Origin of the sequence: Amycolatopsis sp. NPDC001319 (assembly GCF_042896185.1) — a bacterium.
GTDB lineage: Bacteria > Actinomycetota > Actinomycetes > Mycobacteriales > Pseudonocardiaceae > Amycolatopsis.
The window spans coordinates 353,473-371,803 of record NZ_JBIAWY010000010.1 but is presented as its reverse complement, the minus strand read 5'-3'; the positions used below and the strand labels follow the sequence as shown (position 1 = coordinate 371,803).

Below are 18,331 nucleotides of genomic sequence, written 5' to 3'. Positions count from 1 at the left end.
AAGCCGCCCATTGAACGGAACACCGCACCAGGGAGAAACGCAAGTGTCGACACTCGGAAGTCGGCCGATTCCCGGGTGCTCGACCGGGCCCGGTTCCGCCCGCCGGAACGTCGGGCGGGCGGAACCGGGCCGGGTCAGGCGACGAGCCGCAGCGGCTGTTCGAGCGCGTCGACCAGCACGCCCAGCCACGAAGCCGCCAGCGCCCCGTCGATCGCGCGGTGGTCGACCGCCAGCGTGAGCGCCAGCTGCGTCGCCACGGTCAGCTCGCCGTCCACCACCACGGCACCGGCTTTCCCGGCGCCCACCGCGAGGATCGACGACTGCGGCGGGTTGATGATGGCCGTGAACTCGTCCACGCCGTACATGCCGAGGTTGCTCACCGCGATCGAGCCGCCTTCGAGGTCGTGCTGCCTGAGCTTGCCCTCGTCGGCCTGGCTCGCGAACCCCTTGACCTGGCCCGAAATCGCGCTCGGCGCCAGCTTCTCGACCCCGCGCACGACCGGCGTGACCAGGCCCCGCCCGGACGCGATGGCGACGCCGACGTCGACCGAGTCGTACTTGCGCAGCGCGTCCTCGGTCCAGATGACGTTGGCGTCGGGCACCTCGGTGTGCGCGACGGCCACGGCCCGGATGATCAGGTCGTTGACCGAGATCCGTGCCGGCGACACCTCGTTGAGCTGCTTGCGCAGAGCCAGCAGCGCGTCGATCCGCGCCGTGCGCCGCACGGAGAAGTGCGGCACCGTCTGCTTGCTCATCGTCAGCCGGCTCGCGATGGCGCGGCGGATCCGGGTGTGCGGGATCTCGGTGAACGACGCGCCTGCCGCGGGTTCACGGCGGACGGGCGCCGGTTCGGCCACGGGCTTTTCGGGCGCCGGAGCCGGTGCCGGCACCGGTGCGGGCTGTGGCACGGCGGGCGCCGGCCGGTCCGCTCGCGCGATCGCGGCCTCCACGTCCTTGCGCACGATCCGCCCGTTCGGCCCGGTCCCGGTCACCGCTTCGAGCCCGATCCCGGCTTCCTTCAGCATCTTGCGCGCCAGGGGGCTCGCGAAGATCCGCTCACGGGACCCGTTCGACGCGGCGGGCACCGGCTCAGATTCGGCCGGTTCAGACTCGGCCGACTCGGACGGGGCCGACTCAGACGGGGCCGAGCCGTTCTGCGAAGCCGAAGCCGATCCACCCAGCTCCGCCAGCAGCCCGCTCACGTCCTCCCCCACGGCACCCAGCACGGCGATCGGCGTGCCGACCTCCACCGTCGTCCCGCGGTCCACCAGCTGCCGCAGCACGGTCGCGCCGGCTTCGGCCTCGACCTCCACGGCCGCCTTGTCCGTCTCCAGCACGGCCAGTGCCGTGCCGGCGTCGAACGCCTCGTTCTCGGGCACCAGCCACTCGCTCAGCACGGCCTCGGTCGACCCCGTGGCGACTTCGGGCACCCGCAACAGCGTTGCCATCGTTGGAACTCCTCGCTGCCAGTCGCAGTTGCGGTCAGTCGGACAGGCGCCGCAGCGCCGCGGTCACTTCCTCGGTCCGCGCGATCGCCGCGCGTTCGAGGACCTTGCTGATGCTGGGCGACGCCTCGCCGCCGGTGACGCGCTCGATCGGCGCGTCGAGCCAGTCGAACAGGCGGCGCTGGATCTCGTCGGCGAGCCGGCCGCCGTAGGAGGTGCCGATGGCGCCCTGCTCGACGATCAGCACCCGGTTGGTCTTGCGGACGCTGCGTTCGATCGTGTCCCAGTCGAGGCTCGCGCGGTCGAGCCAGCGCAGGTCGATCAGGTCGGCGCTCACGCCGGTCTCGTCGAGGGCCTCGAGGCAGTGCCCGACCATGGACAGGTAGCTGATCACGGTGAGGTCGTCGCCCGTGCGCCGCAGCGCGGCCTTGCCGACGGGGATGCGGTAGTCGAAGTCGTCGACCGGCGCGGTGCCCGTGGAGGCGTAGAGGTCCACGTGCTCCAGCACCACGACCGGGTCGTCGCAGGCCAGCGCGGTGTTCAGCAGGCCCACGTAGTCGAACGGGTTCGACGGCGCCACGACCCGCAGCCCGGGTGCCGTGGTGAGGACACCGGCCGGGTCCATCGAGTGCTGCGAGCCGTAGCCGGTGCCCGCGGCGAGCTTGCTGCGCAGCACGAACGGCACGCTGCCGGTCCCGCCGAACATGTGGCGCGCCTTGGCGACCTGGTTGAACAGCTGATCGGCGGCGACCCACATGAAGTCGGCGTACATGAACTCGACGATCGGGCGGGCCCGGCCGTCGATGGCCATGCCGCCCGCGAGGCCCGCGAAGGCGTTCTCGCTGATCGGCGTGCCCAGCACGCGCTCGGGTGCCGTTTCGATGGCCTTCTTGGTGGCGCCATTGGTGCCGCCCTTGAGCCGGTCGACGTCCTCGCCGAGCACGACCACGCGCTCGTCGGTCTCCAGCCGCCGGGCGAGGACATCGCTCACGGTGTCGATGAAGCGCCGTTCCTTGAGCGCGCCGCTGAAGGACTCGGCTTCCTCGTAGCGGCTTCCGTCCAGTTCGGACAGATCACCGCGCACGCCGACGTCGACGAACGCCGGGTCCGGCCAGGCGGAGTCCTTGATGCGGCGCTTGCCGTCCGGGCCGTCTTCGAGGAAGCTGTCGCCGATCTCGTGCAGCGTCCGGGTGATCTCTTCGTCGAACGCCTTGAGCCGGTCGTCGTCGGCGAGGCCGCGGCGCACGACGTGACCGCGCAGCAGGTCGATCGGGTCGCGGTCGCGCCAGGACTTCTCCTCGTCCTTCGTGCGGTAGCCGAAGGCGCTGCCCGGGTACGGGCCGTTCTGGTGGAAGTAGCGGTAGACCTCGGCCTCGACGATGGTCGGCCCGTTGCCCGCGCGCATGTGGGCCACGGCCTCGCTCATCGCCAGGTGCACGGCGAGGGGATCCATTCCGTCCACCTGCCAGCTCGGGATGTTGAACCCGAGGCCGCGTGCGGAGAGCCGGGTTTCGGCCGTGGCCGTGTCGACCGGCGTGGACACCGCGTACTGGTTGTTCTCGATGAAGAAGCAGACGGGCAGTTTCCACGCGGCGGCGAGGTTGAACGTCTCCAGCACCGAGCCGATGTTCACGGCACCGTCGCCGAAGTAGGTGACGGTGACCGCGTCGGTGCCGGTGTGGCGCTGGTTCCAGGCGAAGCCCGCGGCCTGCGGCACTCCCCCGCCGACGATCGCGTTGGTGCCCATCGCGCCGGCCTCGCGCCACTGCAGGTGCATCGACCCGCCGCGCCCGCTGCCGTAGCCCTCGGCCAGGCCGCAGATCTCGGCGAGCGTGCGGCGCAGCACCGTGCGGACCTCGTCGTCGAGCGCCGGCAGGCCGGTGGGCTTCGGGGCGACGTGGCCGAAGGCCTTGGCGAGGAACTGGTGGTGGCCGCGGTGCGAGCCGTTCACGAAGTCGTCGCTGCGCAGCGGGGCGATCGAGCCGACGGCGCCGCCCTCCTGGCCGATGCTCGAGTGGGCCGGGCCGTGCACGAGGCCCTGGCCGGCGAGTTCCAGCACGTACTCCTCGAACGACCGGATCCACTGCGCCCGCCCGAGCAGGCTCAGCAGCAGGTCCGGTGCGGCTTCGTCCCAGTCCTCCGGCGTGGCGCGCAGGCGGATCCAGGGCGCGCCGGCGACCAGTGACTCGTGAGTGGCCATCAGGGCTCCTCATCTTCGAATGGATCCATTGCGAAAGGCTTGACGGAGACTATGCCGTCAAGTAGCCATGAAAAGCAAGTGAATGGATCCATTGGAGGTGTGCTCATGCCGATCCCCGGAGTGACGGGCGTCGACCACTTCGGCCTCACGGTGCCGGACCTCGACCAGGCCCACGAGTTCTTCACCGAGGTACTGGGCTGCGAATACCTGTACCGGCTCGGACCGTACGAGCACGACGACAGCTGGATGAGCGAGCATCTCGGCGTCGACGACAAGGCGGTGATGCGGCGTCTGCACTTCTACCGGCTCGCCGGCTTGGCGATCTTCGAGGTGTTCCAGTACGAGGCGCCGGAGCAGAACCTCGTCCCGCCGCGCAACTCCGACGTCGGCGGGCACCACATCGCGCTGTACGTGGAGGATCTCGACGCCGCCGTCGCCGACCTGCACCGCCGCGGCCTGCGCGTGCTCGGCGAGCCGACCACCAGCAGCGGCGCGAGCGAAGGACAGCGGTGGGTGTACTTCCTGTCACCGTGGGGCCTGCAGTGTGAGCTAGTGTCCTATCCGAACGGAAAGGCCTTCGACCACAACCCGAAGGCGTTCGACTGAGCCTTGTCCGGCTGAGTCCGGGACCACCGCCGCGAGGCGTTCGATCGAGAGGAACGGGCGTGGCCGTACCCGCGGGTGTCGCGAGCCAGCGCGTCGCCGACGAGCTGCGAGCGCGGATCCTCGACGGCCGCCTCGCCCCGGGCACGCGCATCATCCAGGACGAGCTCGCCGAGGAGCTGCACACCAGCCGCCTGCCGGTGCGCGAGGCGCTGCGCATCCTGGAGTCCCGAGGGCTGGTGACCCTGCGCGCCAACTCCGGCGCGTGGGTCACCTCCATGGACGTACGCGAGTGCGAGCTGTCGTACAAGATGCGCGAACGGCTGGAACCCTTGCTGCTGGCCGAATCCGCGCCCCGGCTGTCCGATGGGGACATCGACGAGCTGGAAGCCCTCGAGGACCGCATCGAGAAGACGGACGACGTCGAGGAGTTCCTCGTGCTCGACCGGCAGCTGCACTGGACGGTCTACCGCCACCACGACGCCCACGACCTCGCCGCCATCCTCAACCGGCTGTGGGACACCACGCAGCACTACCGCCGGGCGTTCACGCGCCTGGCCGGCGAACGCCGCAGCTGGATCATCCGCGCGGAGCACCGCCTGCTCATCGAGGCGCTGCGCCAGCGCGACCACGCCTCGGCGGAGCGCATCCTGGAGCTGCACATCCGCCGGACGCGGGTGGAATTGGTGAAGCACCCGGAGGTGTTCGCGGTGCCCGTCCCGTCGGGAAACGGGTTTAACGGTCACTGAACACCCGGCCCGGTGTCCCGCTCGCGCGCAAGGCGGGGGTGTCGGTGAGCCTCGTGAGCCGGATCGAGAACGGCAAGGCCCGGCCCTCGGTCGCGTCGCTGTACGCGCTGGTGCAGCACCTGAACCTGACCGGGGACGAGCTGGTCGACCCCGCCGGCGCACGAGCCGAAGCGCGGAGGGCCACCCCTCGTCAGGCAACGGCCGATCCGTGGCCGGCGAGCTCCCGGCGCCGCAGAAGCTGATCAGCGCGCCCTGGTGCAGCTGGGCGAGACCCGCCGCACGCTCAAGCTCGAAGTCGCGCGGCATCACCTGGGCGAGCCCGCCGTCGGCGTCCGGATGGTGCACGCGCCGTTCAGCTCGCCGGAGTGACGCGGTGTCCCGCGGTATGCTGCGTCGCGACAGTGGTCACTCTCAATGACAGTCAGCACAGGTGACCACCTCGACCGGAAGGGTGCCGTCATGACTCGACTGGCTTTCGGGTTCTCGCTCGTGCCGACGCTCGACGTCGGCGCGCACTGCGAGCTGGCGGTGGCCGCGGAGGAGCACGGGCTGGAGTTCCTCGGCATCCAGGACCACCCGTACGTGCCGGAGTACCTCGACACCTTCGTGCTCGCGGGCGCCCTGCTGGCCGCCACCCGCCGCATCCACGTGCTCCCCGACGTGACGAACCTGCCGCTGCGGCCAGCCGCGATGCTCGCCAAGGCCGCCGCGTCGCTCGACCTGGTGTCCGGTGGGCGGTTCGAGCTCGCCGTCGGCGCGGGCGGCTACTGGGACGCCATCGAGCGCCTCGGCGTCCGGCGGCGCTCGCGGGCCGTGGCCAACGCCGCCCTGGAGGAGGCGTTCGAGGTCATGCGGGCGATCTGGCGCGCCGACCGGCGGCCGCTGCACCACCGCGGCGTTCACTACACAGTGGACGGTCTCGTGCCCGGGCCCGCGCCCGCGCACCCGATCGAGCTGTGGACCGGCGCGCAGGGACCGAAGGCGCTGGCCCTGACCGGCCGGATCGCCGACGGCTGGGCCGCGCCGATCCCCTCGTACCTGCCCTACGAGCAGTGGGGTCCGGCCCACACGATCCTGGACGAGGCCGCCACCGCTGCCGGCCGCCGGCCGTCGGACGTGCGCCGGATCTGCCAGATCGTCGGCACGATCACCGACGCGCCCGGCACTCTGCGGGTCACCACCGGCGCCGAACCCGTGCGCGGCGACGCGGCCCAGTGGGCCGAGTTGCTGACCCGCTCGGCCACCGAACTGCCCTTCACGACGTTCGTCTTCTGGCCGGAGCACCAGACGATCGACCAGGTGCTGCGCTTCGCGCGAGACGTCGTCCCGGCCGTCCGGCGGGCGGTCGAGGGCTAGGCCGGCGGGTCCCCGGGCGAGACCAGGCCGGTTTCGTAGGCCAGCACCACTGCTTGGGCGCGGTCACGCAGGGACAGCTTCGCGAAGATCCGGGCGACGTGGGTTTTGATCGTCGCCTCGCTCAGGGTGAGCTCGGCGGCGAGCTCGGTGTTGGACCGGCCGCGGCCCAGCAGCGCCAGGACTTCGAGCTCGCGCGGGGTCAGCGCGGACAGGTCGCGGTGTGGCAACGGGACGGCCGCGGCCGGAGCCGGAGCGGCGGCCGAGGCGAAGCGTTCCACCAGCCGGCGGGTGATCGAGGGCGCCAGCAGCGCGTCGCCGGTGTCGACGAGCCGGACGGCGGCCACGAGGTGTTCGGGCGTCACGTCCTTCAGCAGGAAGCCGCTCGCGCCGGCGGCGAGGGCTTGGTAGACGTAGCTGTCGAGGTCGAACGTCGTCAGCATCAGCACCTTGCAGCGCGGGTCGTCGGCCAGGACGCGGCGGGCGGCTTCGAGACCGTCCATGGCCGGCATGCGGATGTCCATGAGCACGACGTCGGGGTGCAGCTCCCGCACCAGCTCGACCGCCGCCAGCCCGTCGGCCGCTTCGCCGACCACGTCGATGCCGCCGGCCGTGAGGATCATGCGGAAGCCCGTGCGGACCAGGCCCTGGTCGTCGGCGATGACGACCCGCGGGGCGGTCACGGGCGTTCCAGCGGGATCCGGGCGCGCACGCGGAACCCACCGCCGAGCCGGCGCCGCGCGTCGAGGTCACCGCCGAAGGCCGCGACGCGTTCCCGCAGCCCGAGCAAGCCGCGGCCCTCACCGGGCGAAGACGACGCGGCGGCCGAGCCGCCCGTGAGCACGCTCGGCCCGCTGTTCACCACCTCGACCCGCAGGTAGTGGTCGGTGTAGCGCACCGTCACCTCGGCCTTTCCCCCGTCGCCGTGCTTGAGCGCGTTGGTGAGCGCCTCCTGGATGATCCGGTACGCCGTCAAGTCCACTCCGGACGGCAGCGACCTCGGCTCGCCCGACACGCGCACCTCCACCGGCAGCCCGGCGAACGCGATCCGGTCGACGAGCGGGCTCAGCCGCGCGAGACTGGGCTGCGGCGCGAGGTCGGTCGGCTCCTCGCCGTCGGCCGGCGGCGCGAGCAGGCCGAGCAGGTTCCGCAGCTCCGTCATCGTGTCGCGCCCGGCGGTCTCGACCTCCCGCAACGCCTCGGCCGCCTGCGCGGGCTCGGTCTCGACCACCAGCCGCGCGGCGCCGGCCTGCACGAGCATCACGCTCACGTTGTGGCTCACGATGTCGTGCAGTTCGCGGGCGATCCGCGCGCGTTCGGCGTCGACCGCCTGCTGCGCGGCGCTTTCCCGCTCCCGCTCCAGCAGCCACCCGCGCTCCTCCAGCGCACGCACAGCCGCGCGCCGCGCGCGAACCAGCCGCACGGCCAGCACCACCGCGACCAGGCACGCTACGGCCGCGACCCCGAGTTCCCACACACCCGGAGACTCTCCCAGGCCGCCGCGTCCGCCGCATCAACCCGGCGCCTACATCCCCAGGATGACGGCGGCCGGCGGTTACCTCCCCGGACGGATGCCCCGGCGGCGAAGCTGCTTCAGGATTGCGTGCTGTGACCAGTGACGAGAGCAGCGCGAACGCGGTGGTGCAGCTGACCGCCGTGCGCAAGGAGTACAGCGATTCCGTGGCCCTGGACGGGGTCTCGCTGGGAATCCGCGCCGGTGAGGCGGTCGCGGTGATGGGACCGTCGGGCAGCGGCAAGTCGACGCTGCTGAACATGGTGGCCGGGCTGGACCGCCCGACGTCCGGCTCAGTCGTCGTCAACGGCGAAGACCTCGGCAAGCTCAGCGAGACGGGGCTCGCGCTGTTCCGCCGCCGGCGCATCGGCATGATCTTCCAGTTCTTCAACCTGCTCGACGACCTCCCGGCGCTCGACAACGTCGCCCTCGCCGCGCAGCTGACCGGAACTTCGGCCGCGCAAGCCCGCGCCCGCGCGCTGGAGCTGCTCGACGAGCTCGGGATCGCCGGGCGCCGCAACATCCACCCCGCGCAGCTCAGCGGCGGCGAACGCCAGCGCGTGGCCGTCGCCCGGGCGCTGATGAACCGGCCCGCCCTGCTGCTGGCCGACGAGCCCACCGGCGCGCTGGACAGCCGCTCCGGCGAGCAGGTGATGGACCTGCTGCTCGACCTCAACCAGATCGGGCAGACGCTGCTGCTCGTCACGCACGACGAGCGGCTCGCGAAGCAGTGCGCCACCCGCGTGGTCCACGTCGTCGACGGCCGGATCGCCGCGACCTCGGGTCTGGAGCGCACCTCGTGAGCGCCGTGTGGCGGGTGGCGCGCGCCGCGGTCCGGCGCCGGCGGGTGCAGACGGCCGTCATCGGCGTCGTGGTCGCCGTGTCGACGGGCACGATCGTGCTCGCGCTCGGGCTGCTGGTGTCGGCGTCAGGGCCGTTCCAGCGAGCGCACGCGGAGCAGAACGGCGCGCACCTCGTCGTCGCCTACGACACCACGCGAGTGGCGGGCGAGCGGCTCGCCACCACCTCCGCGCGGCCCGGCGTCGAAGCGGCGGCCGGGCCGTTCGGGCAGGTCACGCTGGACACGGCGAAGAGCGTCGCGGCGCGGGCGGGCAGCCTGACCACGGTCGGGCGCGCGGACCCCGGGGGCGCCGTCGACCGGCTGGACGTGTGGGCGGGCCGGTGGGCGACGGCGCCCGGGGAGATCGTGCTGAACTTCCCGCGCGGCTCCGGCGACCTGGTTCCCGTCGGTTCGCGGATCGAGATCCCGGGCAAGCCCGTGCTCACCGTCGTCGGGTTCGCGTATTCGGTGAGCGCCTCCGCCGACGCGTGGGTGACGCCGGCCCAGCTGACGGCGCTGCGGCCCACCACGGCGCAGATGCTCTACCGCTTCGCCCACGCCGCCACGGCAGCGGAGGTCGACGCGGGCCTGACCTCGGTGACGGCCGGGTTGCCGGCGAAGTCGGTGCTGGGCGAGCAGTCCTACCTGACCGTCGAGGAACGGCTCAACTCCGACGTCGGCCCGTACGTGCCGTTCCTGGTCCCGTTCGGGATCCTCGGGCTCGCGGTGGCCGTGCTGATCGTCGCCAACGTGGTGAGCGGCGCGGTGGTGTCCGGGTTCCGCGACATCGGGGTGCTCAAGTCGCTCGGCTTCACACCGAATCAGGTGATGGGCGTGTACCTGCTGATGGTGCTCGTCCCCGCCGCCCTCGGCTGCGTGGTCGGGACGATCGGCGGCAATCTCGTCGCCAAACCTGTGCTCACGGACGCGTTCAGCGCGTTCGGCGCGGGCGGTGTCGGGATCGACGCGTGGGTCGACGTCGTCGCGCTGGTGGGCTTGCCGCTGGTCGTCGTGCTGGCCGCGCTGGTTTCCGCGCTGCGGGCCCGCCGGCTGCCGGCGACCGCGGCGATCAGCGCGGGCAGCGGACCGCGGTTCGGGCGCGCGTTCACCGTCCAGCGGTGGCTCGCGGGCACCCGGCTGCCGCGGTCGGTCAGCCTCGGTCTCGGTGTGCCGTTCGCCCGCCCGGCGCGCAGCGCGCTGACGCTGGCGGCGATCGTGCTCGGCGTCATGACGGTGACACTGTCGATCGGCGTCACGCTGTCGGTGAACGCGTACAACAACGCGATGCGGCCCGCGCACCCCGACCGCGTCGAGTTCCTCGCCGGCCTGCCCGACGGGCTCACCATTCCGGCCGGGCTGCCCGGTCCGCGTCCGGCGCCGGCGCTCAGCGACTCCGCCGACGAAGCGATGCTGCGTTCGCTCCCCGGTTCCACCCGCGTCGCCGCCTCGGCCGAGCGCACCGTGCACCTGCTCGGCAGCCAGGAGAACCCGTCGGTCATCTTCTCGCGCGGGGACTCGGCGGCGCTGGGGCCGGAGATCCTCGACGGCCGATGGCCGGCGCGCGCCGGGGAGGCCGCCGCGCCGTCCCGGTTCCTCAACCAGCGCGGGCTCGCCCTCGGCGACACGATCACGGTGGAGCTGGGCGGAAATCGCACGCAGCTCACGCTCGTCGGGGTCACGCTGACCAACAACGACCAGGCGATCTACGCCGACTGGTCGACCCTCGACGTCCTCGCGCCGGGCACCCGCGCGGAGACCTACGACGTGCAGCTGGCTCCCGGCGCCGGCCGCGAAACGCTCGTGAGCGCGGTGCAGGCCCTCGACCCCGGGCTGGAGGCCGCTCCCCCGCGTGACGGCACGTCTTCGCAGGCCGTGCTCCTGGTCGGCAGCGCGTCGGTCCTGACGCTGGTGCTCGCGATCGTCTCGGCACTGGGGGTGTTCAACACCGTGGTGCTCAACGCGCACGAACGCCGCCGCGACCTGGGGATGCTCAAGGCGATCGGGATGACCCCGCGCCAGGTGACGGTCATGATGATCACCTCGGTGGGCGTCCTGGGTGTGGCCGGCGGCCTGCTCGGGCTCCCGCTCGGTTTCTTCGTGCACCGGCTGGTCGGGCCGGCCATGCTGCGGGCGGCCCAGTCGGACGTGTTCGGGTTCGTGATCGACGTCTACCGCGCGCCGATGCTCGTCGCGCTGGGGCTGGCCGGGGTCGTGATCGCCGTGCTGGGTGCGCTCATCCCCGCCGGACGCGCGGCTCGGCTGCCGATCGCGGCGGTGCTGCACAACGAATGAAGTGCTGGAGCGGGCCTGTCGTGGCGGGCCCGCTTCAGTCCACTTCGGACTGCTGGGCGCGGCGGTAGTGCCGGCGCGCCTTGAGGCGGTTGCCGCACGTGGCCATCGAGCACCAGCGGGCGGTGTTGGCCTTGCTGTGGTCGATGAGGAACAGGCGGCACTCCGGGTTGGCGCAGGGGCGCAGGCGGCCGGATTCGCGCAGGCCGTCCCAGGTGAGGACCGCGCGTGCGGCCGCGGTGTGGCCCGCGGGGGCGTCGAGGGTCCAGCCGATGCCGTCGGCGCCGAGGGTCGCGAGGTAGCCGACGCCTTCGACGAAACGCCCGACCGACGACGGTTCCGCGTCGCCGCGCACCACGTCCTGCAGGGTCGCGCGCAGGTCGAGCAGCGTGCGCCACTCCGCTTCCGTCGCCGGCTGGCCGTGGGCGGAGAGCCAGCGCAGGGCGTCTGCCGAGTCGGCGAGGTCGTCGTGCGGTGTGCCGTCGACGAGTGCCGTGGTGTTCAGCAGGTCGAGGACCAGTGTCTCGTCTGGCTCCATCGCTCTTCCCTCCATTGACCTAACCCTCAAATTCCCTCTTGACAGGTTAGTTCTACCATGTTTGAGTTCTAACTACCAGCAGCGACTTTAAGGGTTAGAAATGAACGTGACGCCGATGCACCCGAGGACCAGCGAAGCCATGTCGATGTCGGAGATGGGTCAGTCCGAGATGTCCGGGTCCGGGATGCCGATGGGCCGGATGTCGATGTCCGGGCCGTCGTCGAGCCCGCTGCGGACGTTCCTGCGGACCGAGTCCGGCAGCGCCGGGATCCTCGTCGCGGCGATCGTGGTGGCGCTGGCCTGGGCGAACCTGGCGCCGGGCGCGTACGACACCGTGTGGAACTGGGTGCTGAGCGTGCGGGTCGGGCCGCTGAGCGCCGCGCTGCCGGTGCGCGACTGGGTCAACAGCGGCCTGATGACGCTGTTCTTCCTGGTGGTGGGGCTGGAGGCGCGGCGTGAGTTCGACCTCGGCGACCTGCGCGAACGCCGCCGCCTGATCCTGCCCGCCGTCGCCGGGCTGGCCGGCATGGCGGTGCCGGTGCTGATCTACCTGGCGCTCAACGGCGGCGGGCCCGGCTGGGGCGCGGCGATGTCGACCGACACGGCGCTGGCGCTGGGCGTGTTCACCGTGGTCGGGCGGGGTGCGCCCGAGCGGATCCGCACGTTCGTGCTCACCGTGTTCGTGGTGGACGACATCGTGGCGCTGGTGGTCATCGCGCTGGCGTACAGCGGGCACGTGGACCTGATGGCCGTCGGGATCGCCGCCGCCGCGTACGCCGGGGTGCTGGCGAGCCGCCGGCTCGACTACCGCTACCGCAAGCCGGTGTTCACCGCGCTGGCGCTGACGGTGTGGGGCGCGCTGCTGACCAGCGGGATCGACCCGGTCGTGGCCGGCCTGGCAGTGGGGCTCGCGACGTCGGCGTACGTGCCGAAGCGCGACTCGCTGGAGGAAGCGACCCAGCTGGTGCGCCTGTTCCGCGAGCAGCCCACCGCGGAGACGGCCAGCTCGGCGAGCAAGCGGCTGAGCGCCACGCTGTCGGCCAACGCCCGGCTGCGCCACGCCTTCCACCGCGCGACGAGCTACGTCGTCGTCCCGCTGTTCGCGCTGGCCAACGCCGGCATCACCGTGAACACCGAGGTGCTGGGGAGCGCGGTGACCGCGCCGATCACCGTCGGGATCTTCCTCGCCTACGTGCTGGGCAAGCCGGTCGCGGTGTTCGGCTCCTCGTGGCTGCTGACCCGGCTGACCGGCGGGGCGCTGCAGCCGCAGGTCGGCTGGGCCGGGGTGCTGAGCGGCGGCGCGATGGCGGGGGTCGGGTTCACCGTGTCGCTGCTGATCGCCGACCTCGCCTTCACCGGGCGAGAACTGGAAGAGGCGAAGCTCGGCGTCCTCGCAGCCGCGGCGGGCGCGGCGCTGCTGACCTTCCTCGTGCAGAAGGTCACGGCCGCGCTGCCGGAGGAGGTGCGGACCCGCGCGCTGCTCGGCGACGCGCCCGTGCTGACCGACCTCGTCGCTCCGGTGGACCTGAGCCGCGACCACGTGCGCGGGCCGGAGGACGCGGCGGTGACCGTGGTCGAGTACGGCGACTTCGAGTGCCCGTGGACCGGCATGGCGGCACCGACCGCGCGCGAACTGCTGGCCGAGAACAGCGACATTCGCTACGTGTGGCGCCACCTGCCGCTGCACGACATCCACCCCCACGCGCAGCTGGCGGCCGAGGCCGCCGAGGCGGCGGGCGCGCAGGGCGCGTTCTGGCCGATGCACGACCTGTTGCTGGGCAACCAGACCGACCTGCACTTCGACGCCCTCGTCGGCTACGCCGAGCAGCTGGGCCTCGACGTCGATCGCTTCCGCGACGACCTGCTGCGCCGCCGGTTCGCCGGCCACGTCGAGCGCGACGTCGAGTCGGCCGACCTCAGCGGGGTCGCGGGGACGCCGACGTTCTTCGTCAACGACCAGCGCCACGACGGCCCGCAGGACCTCGCGACCCTGACCACCGTGATCACCGGCGCCCGCAGCCGCGTGACCGCCTTCGCCCCCGCGGCGGCCATCGTTCCCGCCGCAGCCTGAGCACCGTCCACAAGAGACCTGTCCACTCGCGACACCCGGAGGAAGTCATGTCCGCTCACACCACCACCACCAACACCACCACCCCCGCCGAGATCGACACCACGGGCGCCCTGAGCCCCGCCGTGGGCCTCGTCCCGGGCATCTACATCACCCGCCACGGCGCCCGGTTACCGATCTGGCCCCGCCGCCGGCACGCGACACCGAAAACGCGATGAGCCGCTTGACGGCAGCGGATTCCCGTCGATTGGCGGGAATCCGCTGCCGTCTGGCACCCAGACCGGCAGTCGGCGCGCTCAGCCCAGCCCTTCGGACTCAGCCCAAGCATCTGCATCACCCGCCAGGGCGCCCGGTTGCCGATCTGGCCTCGGCGCCGGCACCGAAGTCACGCTGAGCCCGACGGACCGCAGCGGAATCCCCTCGGCTGACGGGAATCCGCTGCTGTCTGGCACCCGGCCAGTAGTCGGCGCGCTCAACCCCGCCCTCGGCCTCAGCCCATGCACCTACGTGACCCGCCACGACGCTCGGTTGCCGATCTGGCCCCGCCGCCGGCACGCGACACCGAAGTCGCACTGAGCCCACTGCACAGCAACGGAATCCCGCCGGTTGGCGAGATCCCACTGCTGGCTGGCACCCAGGCCGACAGTGGGCGCACTCAGCCCAGCCCTCGGACTCAGCCCGAGCACCTCCATAACCCGCCACGACGCTCAGTCGTTGTTCTGACCCCGACGCCGACACACGGCACCGAAAACGCGCCGATCCCGTTGCACGGCACCGGAATCCCCTCGGCTGGCAGGAATCCGCTGCCGTCTGGCACCCAGACTGGCAGTGGGCACACACACCCAGCCTTCGGCCTCAGCCTGAGCATCTACGTCACCCGGCGAGGCACTCGGTTGCCGTTCTGCCCCGGCGCCGCACACGGCACCGAAAACGCGCTGAGCCCATCGCACGGCAACGGAATCCGACCGGTTGGCAGCCCGCCGCTGTCTGGCACCCAGGCCGGCAGCGGGCGCACGCAGCCCAGCCCTCGGACTCAGCCCATGCACCTACGCCACCCGCCACGACGCTCGGTTGCCAATTGGCCCCGCCGCAGGCACGCGACACCGAAGTCACACCGGGCTCGTTGCACGGCAGCGGATTCCCGCCGGTTGGCGAGATCCCACTGCTGGCTGGCACCCAGGCCGGCAGCGGGCGCACGCAGCCCAGCCCTCGGACTCAGTCCAAGCATCTCCATAACCCGCCACGGCGCTCGGTTGCCGATGTGCCCCCAGGCATCGGCAACCAAGCGCCGAAGTCACACTGAGCCCGTCGCACGGCAACGGAATCCCGCCGGTTGGCGGGAATCCGCTGCTGTCTGGCACCCAGGCCAGTGGTCGGCGCGCCCCGTGGTTCCTAGCGTGACGGCCATGACCGAAGTGCTGCTGCCGATCGTGATCGGCCTGGTGTACGTGCTGCTCTCGTCCCTGATTCGCGAGCCGCATCGGCGGAGGTTCAACGCGCTCATGGTCGCCGGCGCGGGGGCGGCCTACCTCTCCGGCGGCGGGCTGGGCGTGTGGGAGCTGGCGTTCTGCGCGGTGATGACGCTGGTCGCCTTCCGTGGGCTGGACTCGTGGACGTTCATCGGGATCGGGTGGCTGCTGCACACGGCGTGGGACGTCGTCCACCACCTCAAGGGGGCGCCGATCCTGCCGTTCGCGGCGGACTCGTCGTTCGGGTGCGCGCTGACGGATCCGGTGATCGCGCTGTGGGCGTTCACGGGTGGGCGCAGTCCGTGGGCGTGGCTGCGCCGGAAGGCTCCGGCCGCGGTGGGCGGCTAGTCGCTGCGGCCACGCAGGGTGAGCACGACGCGGAGCACGTGCTCGACGGCCGACGGGAAGATGGCCGCGCGCAGCTCGCCGCGCGTGGCGAGGTTCTGCGACGCGAACTCCAGCATGCGCTCGGGCCCCAGCCGCCGGACGACCAGCGCCGCGATCTCCTCCAGCTCGAGGTCGGGGTTGTCCAGGCGCCGCAGCGCGAACTCGACGACGAGCTCTTCGTCGGTCATGGCCCCTCCTCGTGGATCTCCCTCGTCCAGAATAGGCCACGTCGGACGGCCTGCCGACGTGTTCGTGGTCGCGGCACTCCCCCGACCTCCGACGATCTTGCCGGGAACGTCCTACGGGCGAGTAGCGCCCGCACCTGCAAAAACTCCGCCAGATCACTTTAGTTACGACTATTGACTGTAACTTATCTCCCGTTTACGTTTCCCCGAACCGGTCACACGAACCGGACACCTCCGCCGGAAAGGGAGACGACCATGTCCGCAGGAGTTCCGCCCGCCGCCGCGCGGCTCGAGACGGTCATCGGCGATCGGAGGGTCGGCCGGTTCCACGTGCTGCTGCTCGCGCTGACCGGCTCGGTCATGTTCCTCGACGGTCTCGACACGCAGGCGATCAGCTTCGTCGCCCCCGTCGTGGCGAAGGAGTGGCACCTGCCGGTCGCGGCGCTGGGGCCGCTGTTCTCGGCGTCGATCGTCGGGCTGATGGTGGGGTACCTGCTGCTGGCACCGCTGGCGGCGCGGATCGAGCACCGCCGGCTGATCGCGCTGTCGGTCGCGCTGTTCGGCGTCTTCACGTTGCTGTGCGTGTTCGCGACGAACGAGACGCAGCTGATCGTGTTCCGCTTCTTCACCGGGGTGGGGCTCGGCGGGGCGATCCCGAGTGCGGTCGCGCTCGCCAGCGAGTTCGCCCCCGCCCGCCGGCGTTCGACGTTCGTGATGTTCAGTTACTGCTGGCTGGCGCTGGGTTTCGTCGCGGCGAGCCTGCTCTCCGGCGTCCTCATCCCGGCCTGGGGCTGGCGCTCGATCTTCGTCCTCGGCGGGGTCCTGCCGCTGGCGGTGTCGGTCGTGCTCGCGGTCTGGCTGCCCCGTTCCCCGGTCCACCTGCTCCAGCGCGGTGAGCACGCCGAACTGCACGCGACGCTGCGCCGCCTGGCCCCCGACCTCGACCCGCGCGCCACGTTCGTCCTCGACGAGCCGGCAGCCGGGAAAGCCACCCGGCGCGACGTCCTGGGCCGCAACCGTCTCGCGGCCACCCTGTTGCTGTGGCTCGCGTTCGCGCTAAACCTCGGCGTGTTCTACGCCGTGCTCAGCTGGCTGCCGACGGTGCTGCTCCGCCTCGGCCACCCGACGTCGACGGCGGTCACGGCCACTGCCCTCGTCACCGTCGGCGGCATCGTCGCGGCGCTGGTCATCGGCCCGGCGATGGACAAGCGCGGCGCGTTCGCCACGCTCGGCACCGTGTACCTGATCGGCTCGGCCCTCATCGCCGTGCTGGGTTTCGCGCTCACCGGTTCGAGCGGGCTGCTGCTCGTGGCCGCCTTCCTCGCCGGCACGTGCGTGACCGGTGGGCAGATGAGCGTGATCGCGCTCGCCGCGGTGCTGTACCCGCCGCGGATCCGTTCGACGGGGGTCGGCTGGGCGCTCGGCATCGGGCGGGCCGGCGGCATCGTGGGGCCTCTGCTCGTCGGGGCCGCTCTCGGCGCGGGCGCCGGTGCGCGGGTGGTGTTCCTGGTGATGGCGGCGGTGTTCCTGCTCGCCAGCGGCACGGTCGCAGTGCTGAGCCGCGTGAGCCGGCCCGCGGAGGTCCCGGTTCCGCAAGCCGACCCGCGTCCGGCGACGGCGGGCTAACGCGTCGGGTCCGCCAGCGCCAGCACAGTGCGCGCCCGCTCGACCATCGCCACGTCGAGGAACGTCCCGTCGGCCAGGGCGATCGCCCCGACCCCGGCCGCCGTGGCGTCGGCGACGCGCGCGACGACCTCGCTGGCCCGCGCCACCTCCTCCGCGCTCGGCAGGAACGCGGCGCGGATCGTCGCGAGCTGGGCCGGGTGGATCGCCGTCCGCCCGCGGAACCCGAGCGCCCGCCCGGCCCGGCACGACGCCGCCAGCCCGTCGAGATCGCGCACGTTGGTGTAGGCCGACATCGCCGGCGGCGCCAGCCGCGCAGCCCGCGCCGCCACGATCACGCGGCTGCGCGCCCACGTCAGCCCGGCTTCGTCGTCCACCCCCAGGTCCGACCGCAGATCCGCCTCGCCCAGCCCGATCGACGCCACCTGCGGCGACGCGGTCGCGATCTGCAACGCCCGCTCCACCCCCAGCGCCGACTCGATCAACGGGTGCAATGCGCGCCCCGGCAGCGCCGCGGCGAGCGCCAGCACCTCCTCGGCCGCCTCCACCTTCGGCATCCGCACGCCGACCGCCACCGGCAGCCCCGCCACCGCCTTGACGTCCACCTCGTGCCACGGCGTGCTGGGATGGTTCACGCGCACCTGCACCCGGCGCCCCTCCGGCAGGTCCGCCAGCATCCGCACGACGTTCCCACGCGCCTCCTCCTTGCGCGCCGGCGCCACGGCGTCCTCCAGATCCACCAGCACCACGTCGGCCTCCGACGCGAGCGCCTTCTCCACCCGCTCGGGCCGATCGGCGGGGGCGTAGAGGAAGGTCAACGGCGGGATGGTGCTCATACCGCTTCTCCTTCGCTCACGACCGCGAGCCGCAGCGCCACATTCGCGCGCACCACGGCCCCAGATGCGGGCAGGTCGGCCCGGGCGTCGGGAAAGGCTTCCGTCGGGCTCATGCCGTACCCCCTTGGCTCGGGTCCGCGAGCGGCCGCACTGCGTTCGCCCGTCGCGCCCGCGGGCGTAGGCGCGACGGGTGCCTCGAACTCACCGAACCCAGTGCCGCCGCGCCGAGGTC

The 18,331-nt window shown here is 72.2% G+C and carries 17 protein-coding genes; 10 read left to right on the top strand and 7 right to left on the bottom strand.

The genetic code is table 11. From position 1 onward, the window contains the following. Positions 1 to 134: 134 nt before the first annotated feature. Together ACFY1H_RS35055 and ACFY1H_RS35050 are read right to left on the bottom strand one after the other, a co-directional pair. Positions 135 to 1,448, bottom strand: a complete 1,314-nt coding sequence (locus ACFY1H_RS35055) for a dihydrolipoamide acetyltransferase family protein (RefSeq protein WP_386953634.1) — start codon at positions 1,446 to 1,448, stop codon at positions 135 to 137. A 34-nt stretch (positions 1,449 to 1,482) separates the two neighbouring features. Continuing rightward, positions 1,483 to 3,645 carry a thiamine pyrophosphate-dependent enzyme gene (locus ACFY1H_RS35050; protein WP_366578286.1) on the bottom strand — a complete coding sequence of 721 codons (2,163 nt, stop codon included), beginning with the start codon at positions 3,643 to 3,645 and terminating at the stop codon, positions 1,483 to 1,485. Between the two features lie 105 nt (positions 3,646 to 3,750). Between ACFY1H_RS35050 and ACFY1H_RS35045 the strand changes: the two genes are divergently transcribed. From ACFY1H_RS35045 to ACFY1H_RS35030, 4 genes are all read left to right on the top strand, one after another. Then, the gene (locus ACFY1H_RS35045; RefSeq protein WP_366578284.1) at positions 3,751 to 4,251 is read left to right on the top strand and encodes a VOC family protein; all 501 of its coding nucleotides are present in this window, start codon (positions 3,751 to 3,753) and stop codon (positions 4,249 to 4,251) included. Positions 4,252 to 4,310: 59 nt separating this feature from the next. Then, complete coding sequence (locus ACFY1H_RS35040) at positions 4,311 to 4,997, top strand: GntR family transcriptional regulator (RefSeq protein ID WP_366578283.1); 687 nt, start codon at positions 4,311 to 4,313, stop codon at positions 4,995 to 4,997. After that, a complete protein-coding gene (locus tag ACFY1H_RS35035) occupies positions 4,994 to 5,239 on the top strand; it encodes a helix-turn-helix transcriptional regulator (RefSeq protein ID WP_366578712.1) in 246 nt (81 codons plus the stop codon). The genes ACFY1H_RS35040 and ACFY1H_RS35035 overlap by 4 nt, the downstream gene beginning before the upstream one ends. A 217-nt stretch (positions 5,240 to 5,456) precedes the next feature. Next, complete coding sequence (locus ACFY1H_RS35030; RefSeq protein ID WP_366578282.1) at positions 5,457 to 6,353, top strand: LLM class flavin-dependent oxidoreductase; 897 nt, start codon at positions 5,457 to 5,459, stop codon at positions 6,351 to 6,353. Here the strand turns inward: ACFY1H_RS35030 and ACFY1H_RS35025 are convergent. Then, positions 6,350 to 7,033, bottom strand: coding sequence for a response regulator (locus ACFY1H_RS35025; RefSeq protein WP_386953628.1), 684 nt, complete (start codon positions 7,031 to 7,033; stop codon positions 6,350 to 6,352). The two genes, ACFY1H_RS35030 and ACFY1H_RS35025, sit on opposite strands and share 4 nt — an antisense overlap. Further along, positions 7,030 to 7,827, bottom strand: coding sequence for a sensor histidine kinase (locus tag ACFY1H_RS35020; protein ID WP_386953625.1), 798 nt, complete (start codon positions 7,825 to 7,827; stop codon positions 7,030 to 7,032). The genes ACFY1H_RS35025 and ACFY1H_RS35020 overlap by 4 nt, the downstream gene beginning before the upstream one ends. Before the next feature lie 131 nt (positions 7,828 to 7,958). Here ACFY1H_RS35020 and ACFY1H_RS35015 point away from each other — a divergent pair, with 131 nt between their 5' ends. Together ACFY1H_RS35015 and ACFY1H_RS35010 are read left to right on the top strand one after the other, a co-directional pair. Next, on the top strand, positions 7,959 to 8,666 hold the full coding sequence (locus tag ACFY1H_RS35015; protein WP_386953622.1) for an ABC transporter ATP-binding protein: 708 nt from the start codon (positions 7,959 to 7,961) through the stop codon (positions 8,664 to 8,666). Then, positions 8,663 to 10,996: an FtsX-like permease family protein gene (locus ACFY1H_RS35010; RefSeq protein ID WP_386953619.1), complete on the top strand. Its 2,334-nt coding sequence runs from the start codon at positions 8,663 to 8,665 to the stop codon at positions 10,994 to 10,996. Before ACFY1H_RS35015 ends, ACFY1H_RS35010 begins: the two co-directional genes overlap by 4 nt. Before the next feature lie 34 nt (positions 10,997 to 11,030). Here ACFY1H_RS35010 and ACFY1H_RS35005 read toward each other — a convergent pair whose 3' ends face one another. After that, a complete protein-coding gene (locus tag ACFY1H_RS35005; RefSeq protein WP_366578280.1) occupies positions 11,031 to 11,531 on the bottom strand; it encodes a CGNR zinc finger domain-containing protein in 501 nt (166 codons plus the stop codon). Positions 11,532 to 11,631: 100 nt separating this feature from the next. On the opposite strand from ACFY1H_RS35005, the gene ACFY1H_RS35000 reads away from it, so the two are divergent. The 3 genes from ACFY1H_RS35000 to ACFY1H_RS34990 all read left to right on the top strand — a co-directional run bounded on the left by ACFY1H_RS35000 (position 11,632) and on the right by ACFY1H_RS34990 (position 15,416). Continuing rightward, a complete protein-coding gene (locus ACFY1H_RS35000; RefSeq protein WP_386953616.1) occupies positions 11,632 to 13,602 on the top strand; it encodes a Na+/H+ antiporter NhaA in 1,971 nt (656 codons plus the stop codon). A gap of 47 nt (positions 13,603 to 13,649) precedes the next feature. Next, positions 13,650 to 13,817, top strand: coding sequence for a hypothetical protein (locus tag ACFY1H_RS34995; RefSeq protein ID WP_386953613.1), 168 nt, complete (start codon positions 13,650 to 13,652; stop codon positions 13,815 to 13,817). 1,188 nt (positions 13,818 to 15,005) lie between these two features. Continuing rightward, positions 15,006 to 15,416 carry a DUF6010 family protein gene (locus ACFY1H_RS34990; RefSeq protein WP_386953610.1) on the top strand — a complete coding sequence of 137 codons (411 nt, stop codon included), beginning with the start codon at positions 15,006 to 15,008 and terminating at the stop codon, positions 15,414 to 15,416. On the opposite strand, the gene ACFY1H_RS34985 is transcribed toward ACFY1H_RS34990, so the two are convergent. Beyond that, complete coding sequence (locus ACFY1H_RS34985) at positions 15,413 to 15,643, bottom strand: hypothetical protein (protein ID WP_220239402.1); 231 nt, start codon at positions 15,641 to 15,643, stop codon at positions 15,413 to 15,415. The two genes, ACFY1H_RS34990 and ACFY1H_RS34985, sit on opposite strands and share 4 nt — an antisense overlap. 252 nt (positions 15,644 to 15,895) lie before the next feature. On the opposite strand from ACFY1H_RS34985, the gene ACFY1H_RS34980 reads away from it, so the two are divergent. After that, the gene (locus ACFY1H_RS34980; protein WP_366578274.1) at positions 15,896 to 17,266 is read left to right on the top strand and encodes an MFS transporter; all 1,371 of its coding nucleotides are present in this window, start codon (positions 15,896 to 15,898) and stop codon (positions 17,264 to 17,266) included. Here the strand turns inward: ACFY1H_RS34980 and ACFY1H_RS34975 are convergent. Further along, positions 17,263 to 18,099 (bottom strand): HpcH/HpaI aldolase/citrate lyase family protein, encoded by an 837-nt coding sequence (locus ACFY1H_RS34975; protein ID WP_386953607.1) that lies wholly within the window; start codon positions 18,097 to 18,099, stop codon positions 17,263 to 17,265. The genes ACFY1H_RS34980 and ACFY1H_RS34975 overlap by 4 nt on opposite strands. Positions 18,100 to 18,331: the final 232 nt, after the last annotated feature.

Bases quoted from the DNA above. Each gene is read 5' to 3' on its own strand.
- ACFY1H_RS35045 (WP_366578284.1), top strand. From the start codon at position 3,751: ATGCCGATCCCCGGAGTGACGGGCGTCGACCACTTCGGCCTCACGGTG.
- ACFY1H_RS34985 (WP_220239402.1), bottom strand. From the start codon at position 15,643: ATGACCGACGAAGAGCTCGTCGTCGAGTTCGCGCTGCGGCGCCTGGAC.
- ACFY1H_RS35030 (WP_366578282.1), top strand. From the start codon at position 5,457: ATGACTCGACTGGCTTTCGGGTTCTCGCTCGTGCCGACGCTCGACGTC.
- ACFY1H_RS34975 (WP_386953607.1), bottom strand. From the start codon at position 18,099: ATGAGCACCATCCCGCCGTTGACCTTCCTCTACGCCCCCGCCGATCGG.
- ACFY1H_RS35000 (WP_386953616.1), top strand. From the start codon at position 11,632: ATGAACGTGACGCCGATGCACCCGAGGACCAGCGAAGCCATGTCGATG.
- ACFY1H_RS34980 (WP_366578274.1), top strand. From the start codon at position 15,896: ATGTCCGCAGGAGTTCCGCCCGCCGCCGCGCGGCTCGAGACGGTCATC.
- ACFY1H_RS35050 (WP_366578286.1), bottom strand. From the start codon at position 3,645: ATGGCCACTCACGAGTCACTGGTCGCCGGCGCGCCCTGGATCCGCCTG.
- ACFY1H_RS35005 (WP_366578280.1), bottom strand. From the start codon at position 11,531: ATGGAGCCAGACGAGACACTGGTCCTCGACCTGCTGAACACCACGGCA.
- ACFY1H_RS35055 (WP_386953634.1), bottom strand. From the start codon at position 1,448: ATGGCAACGCTGTTGCGGGTGCCCGAAGTCGCCACGGGGTCGACCGAG.
- ACFY1H_RS34990 (WP_386953610.1), top strand. From the start codon at position 15,006: ATGACCGAAGTGCTGCTGCCGATCGTGATCGGCCTGGTGTACGTGCTG.
- ACFY1H_RS34995 (WP_386953613.1), top strand. From the start codon at position 13,650: ATGTCCGCTCACACCACCACCACCAACACCACCACCCCCGCCGAGATC.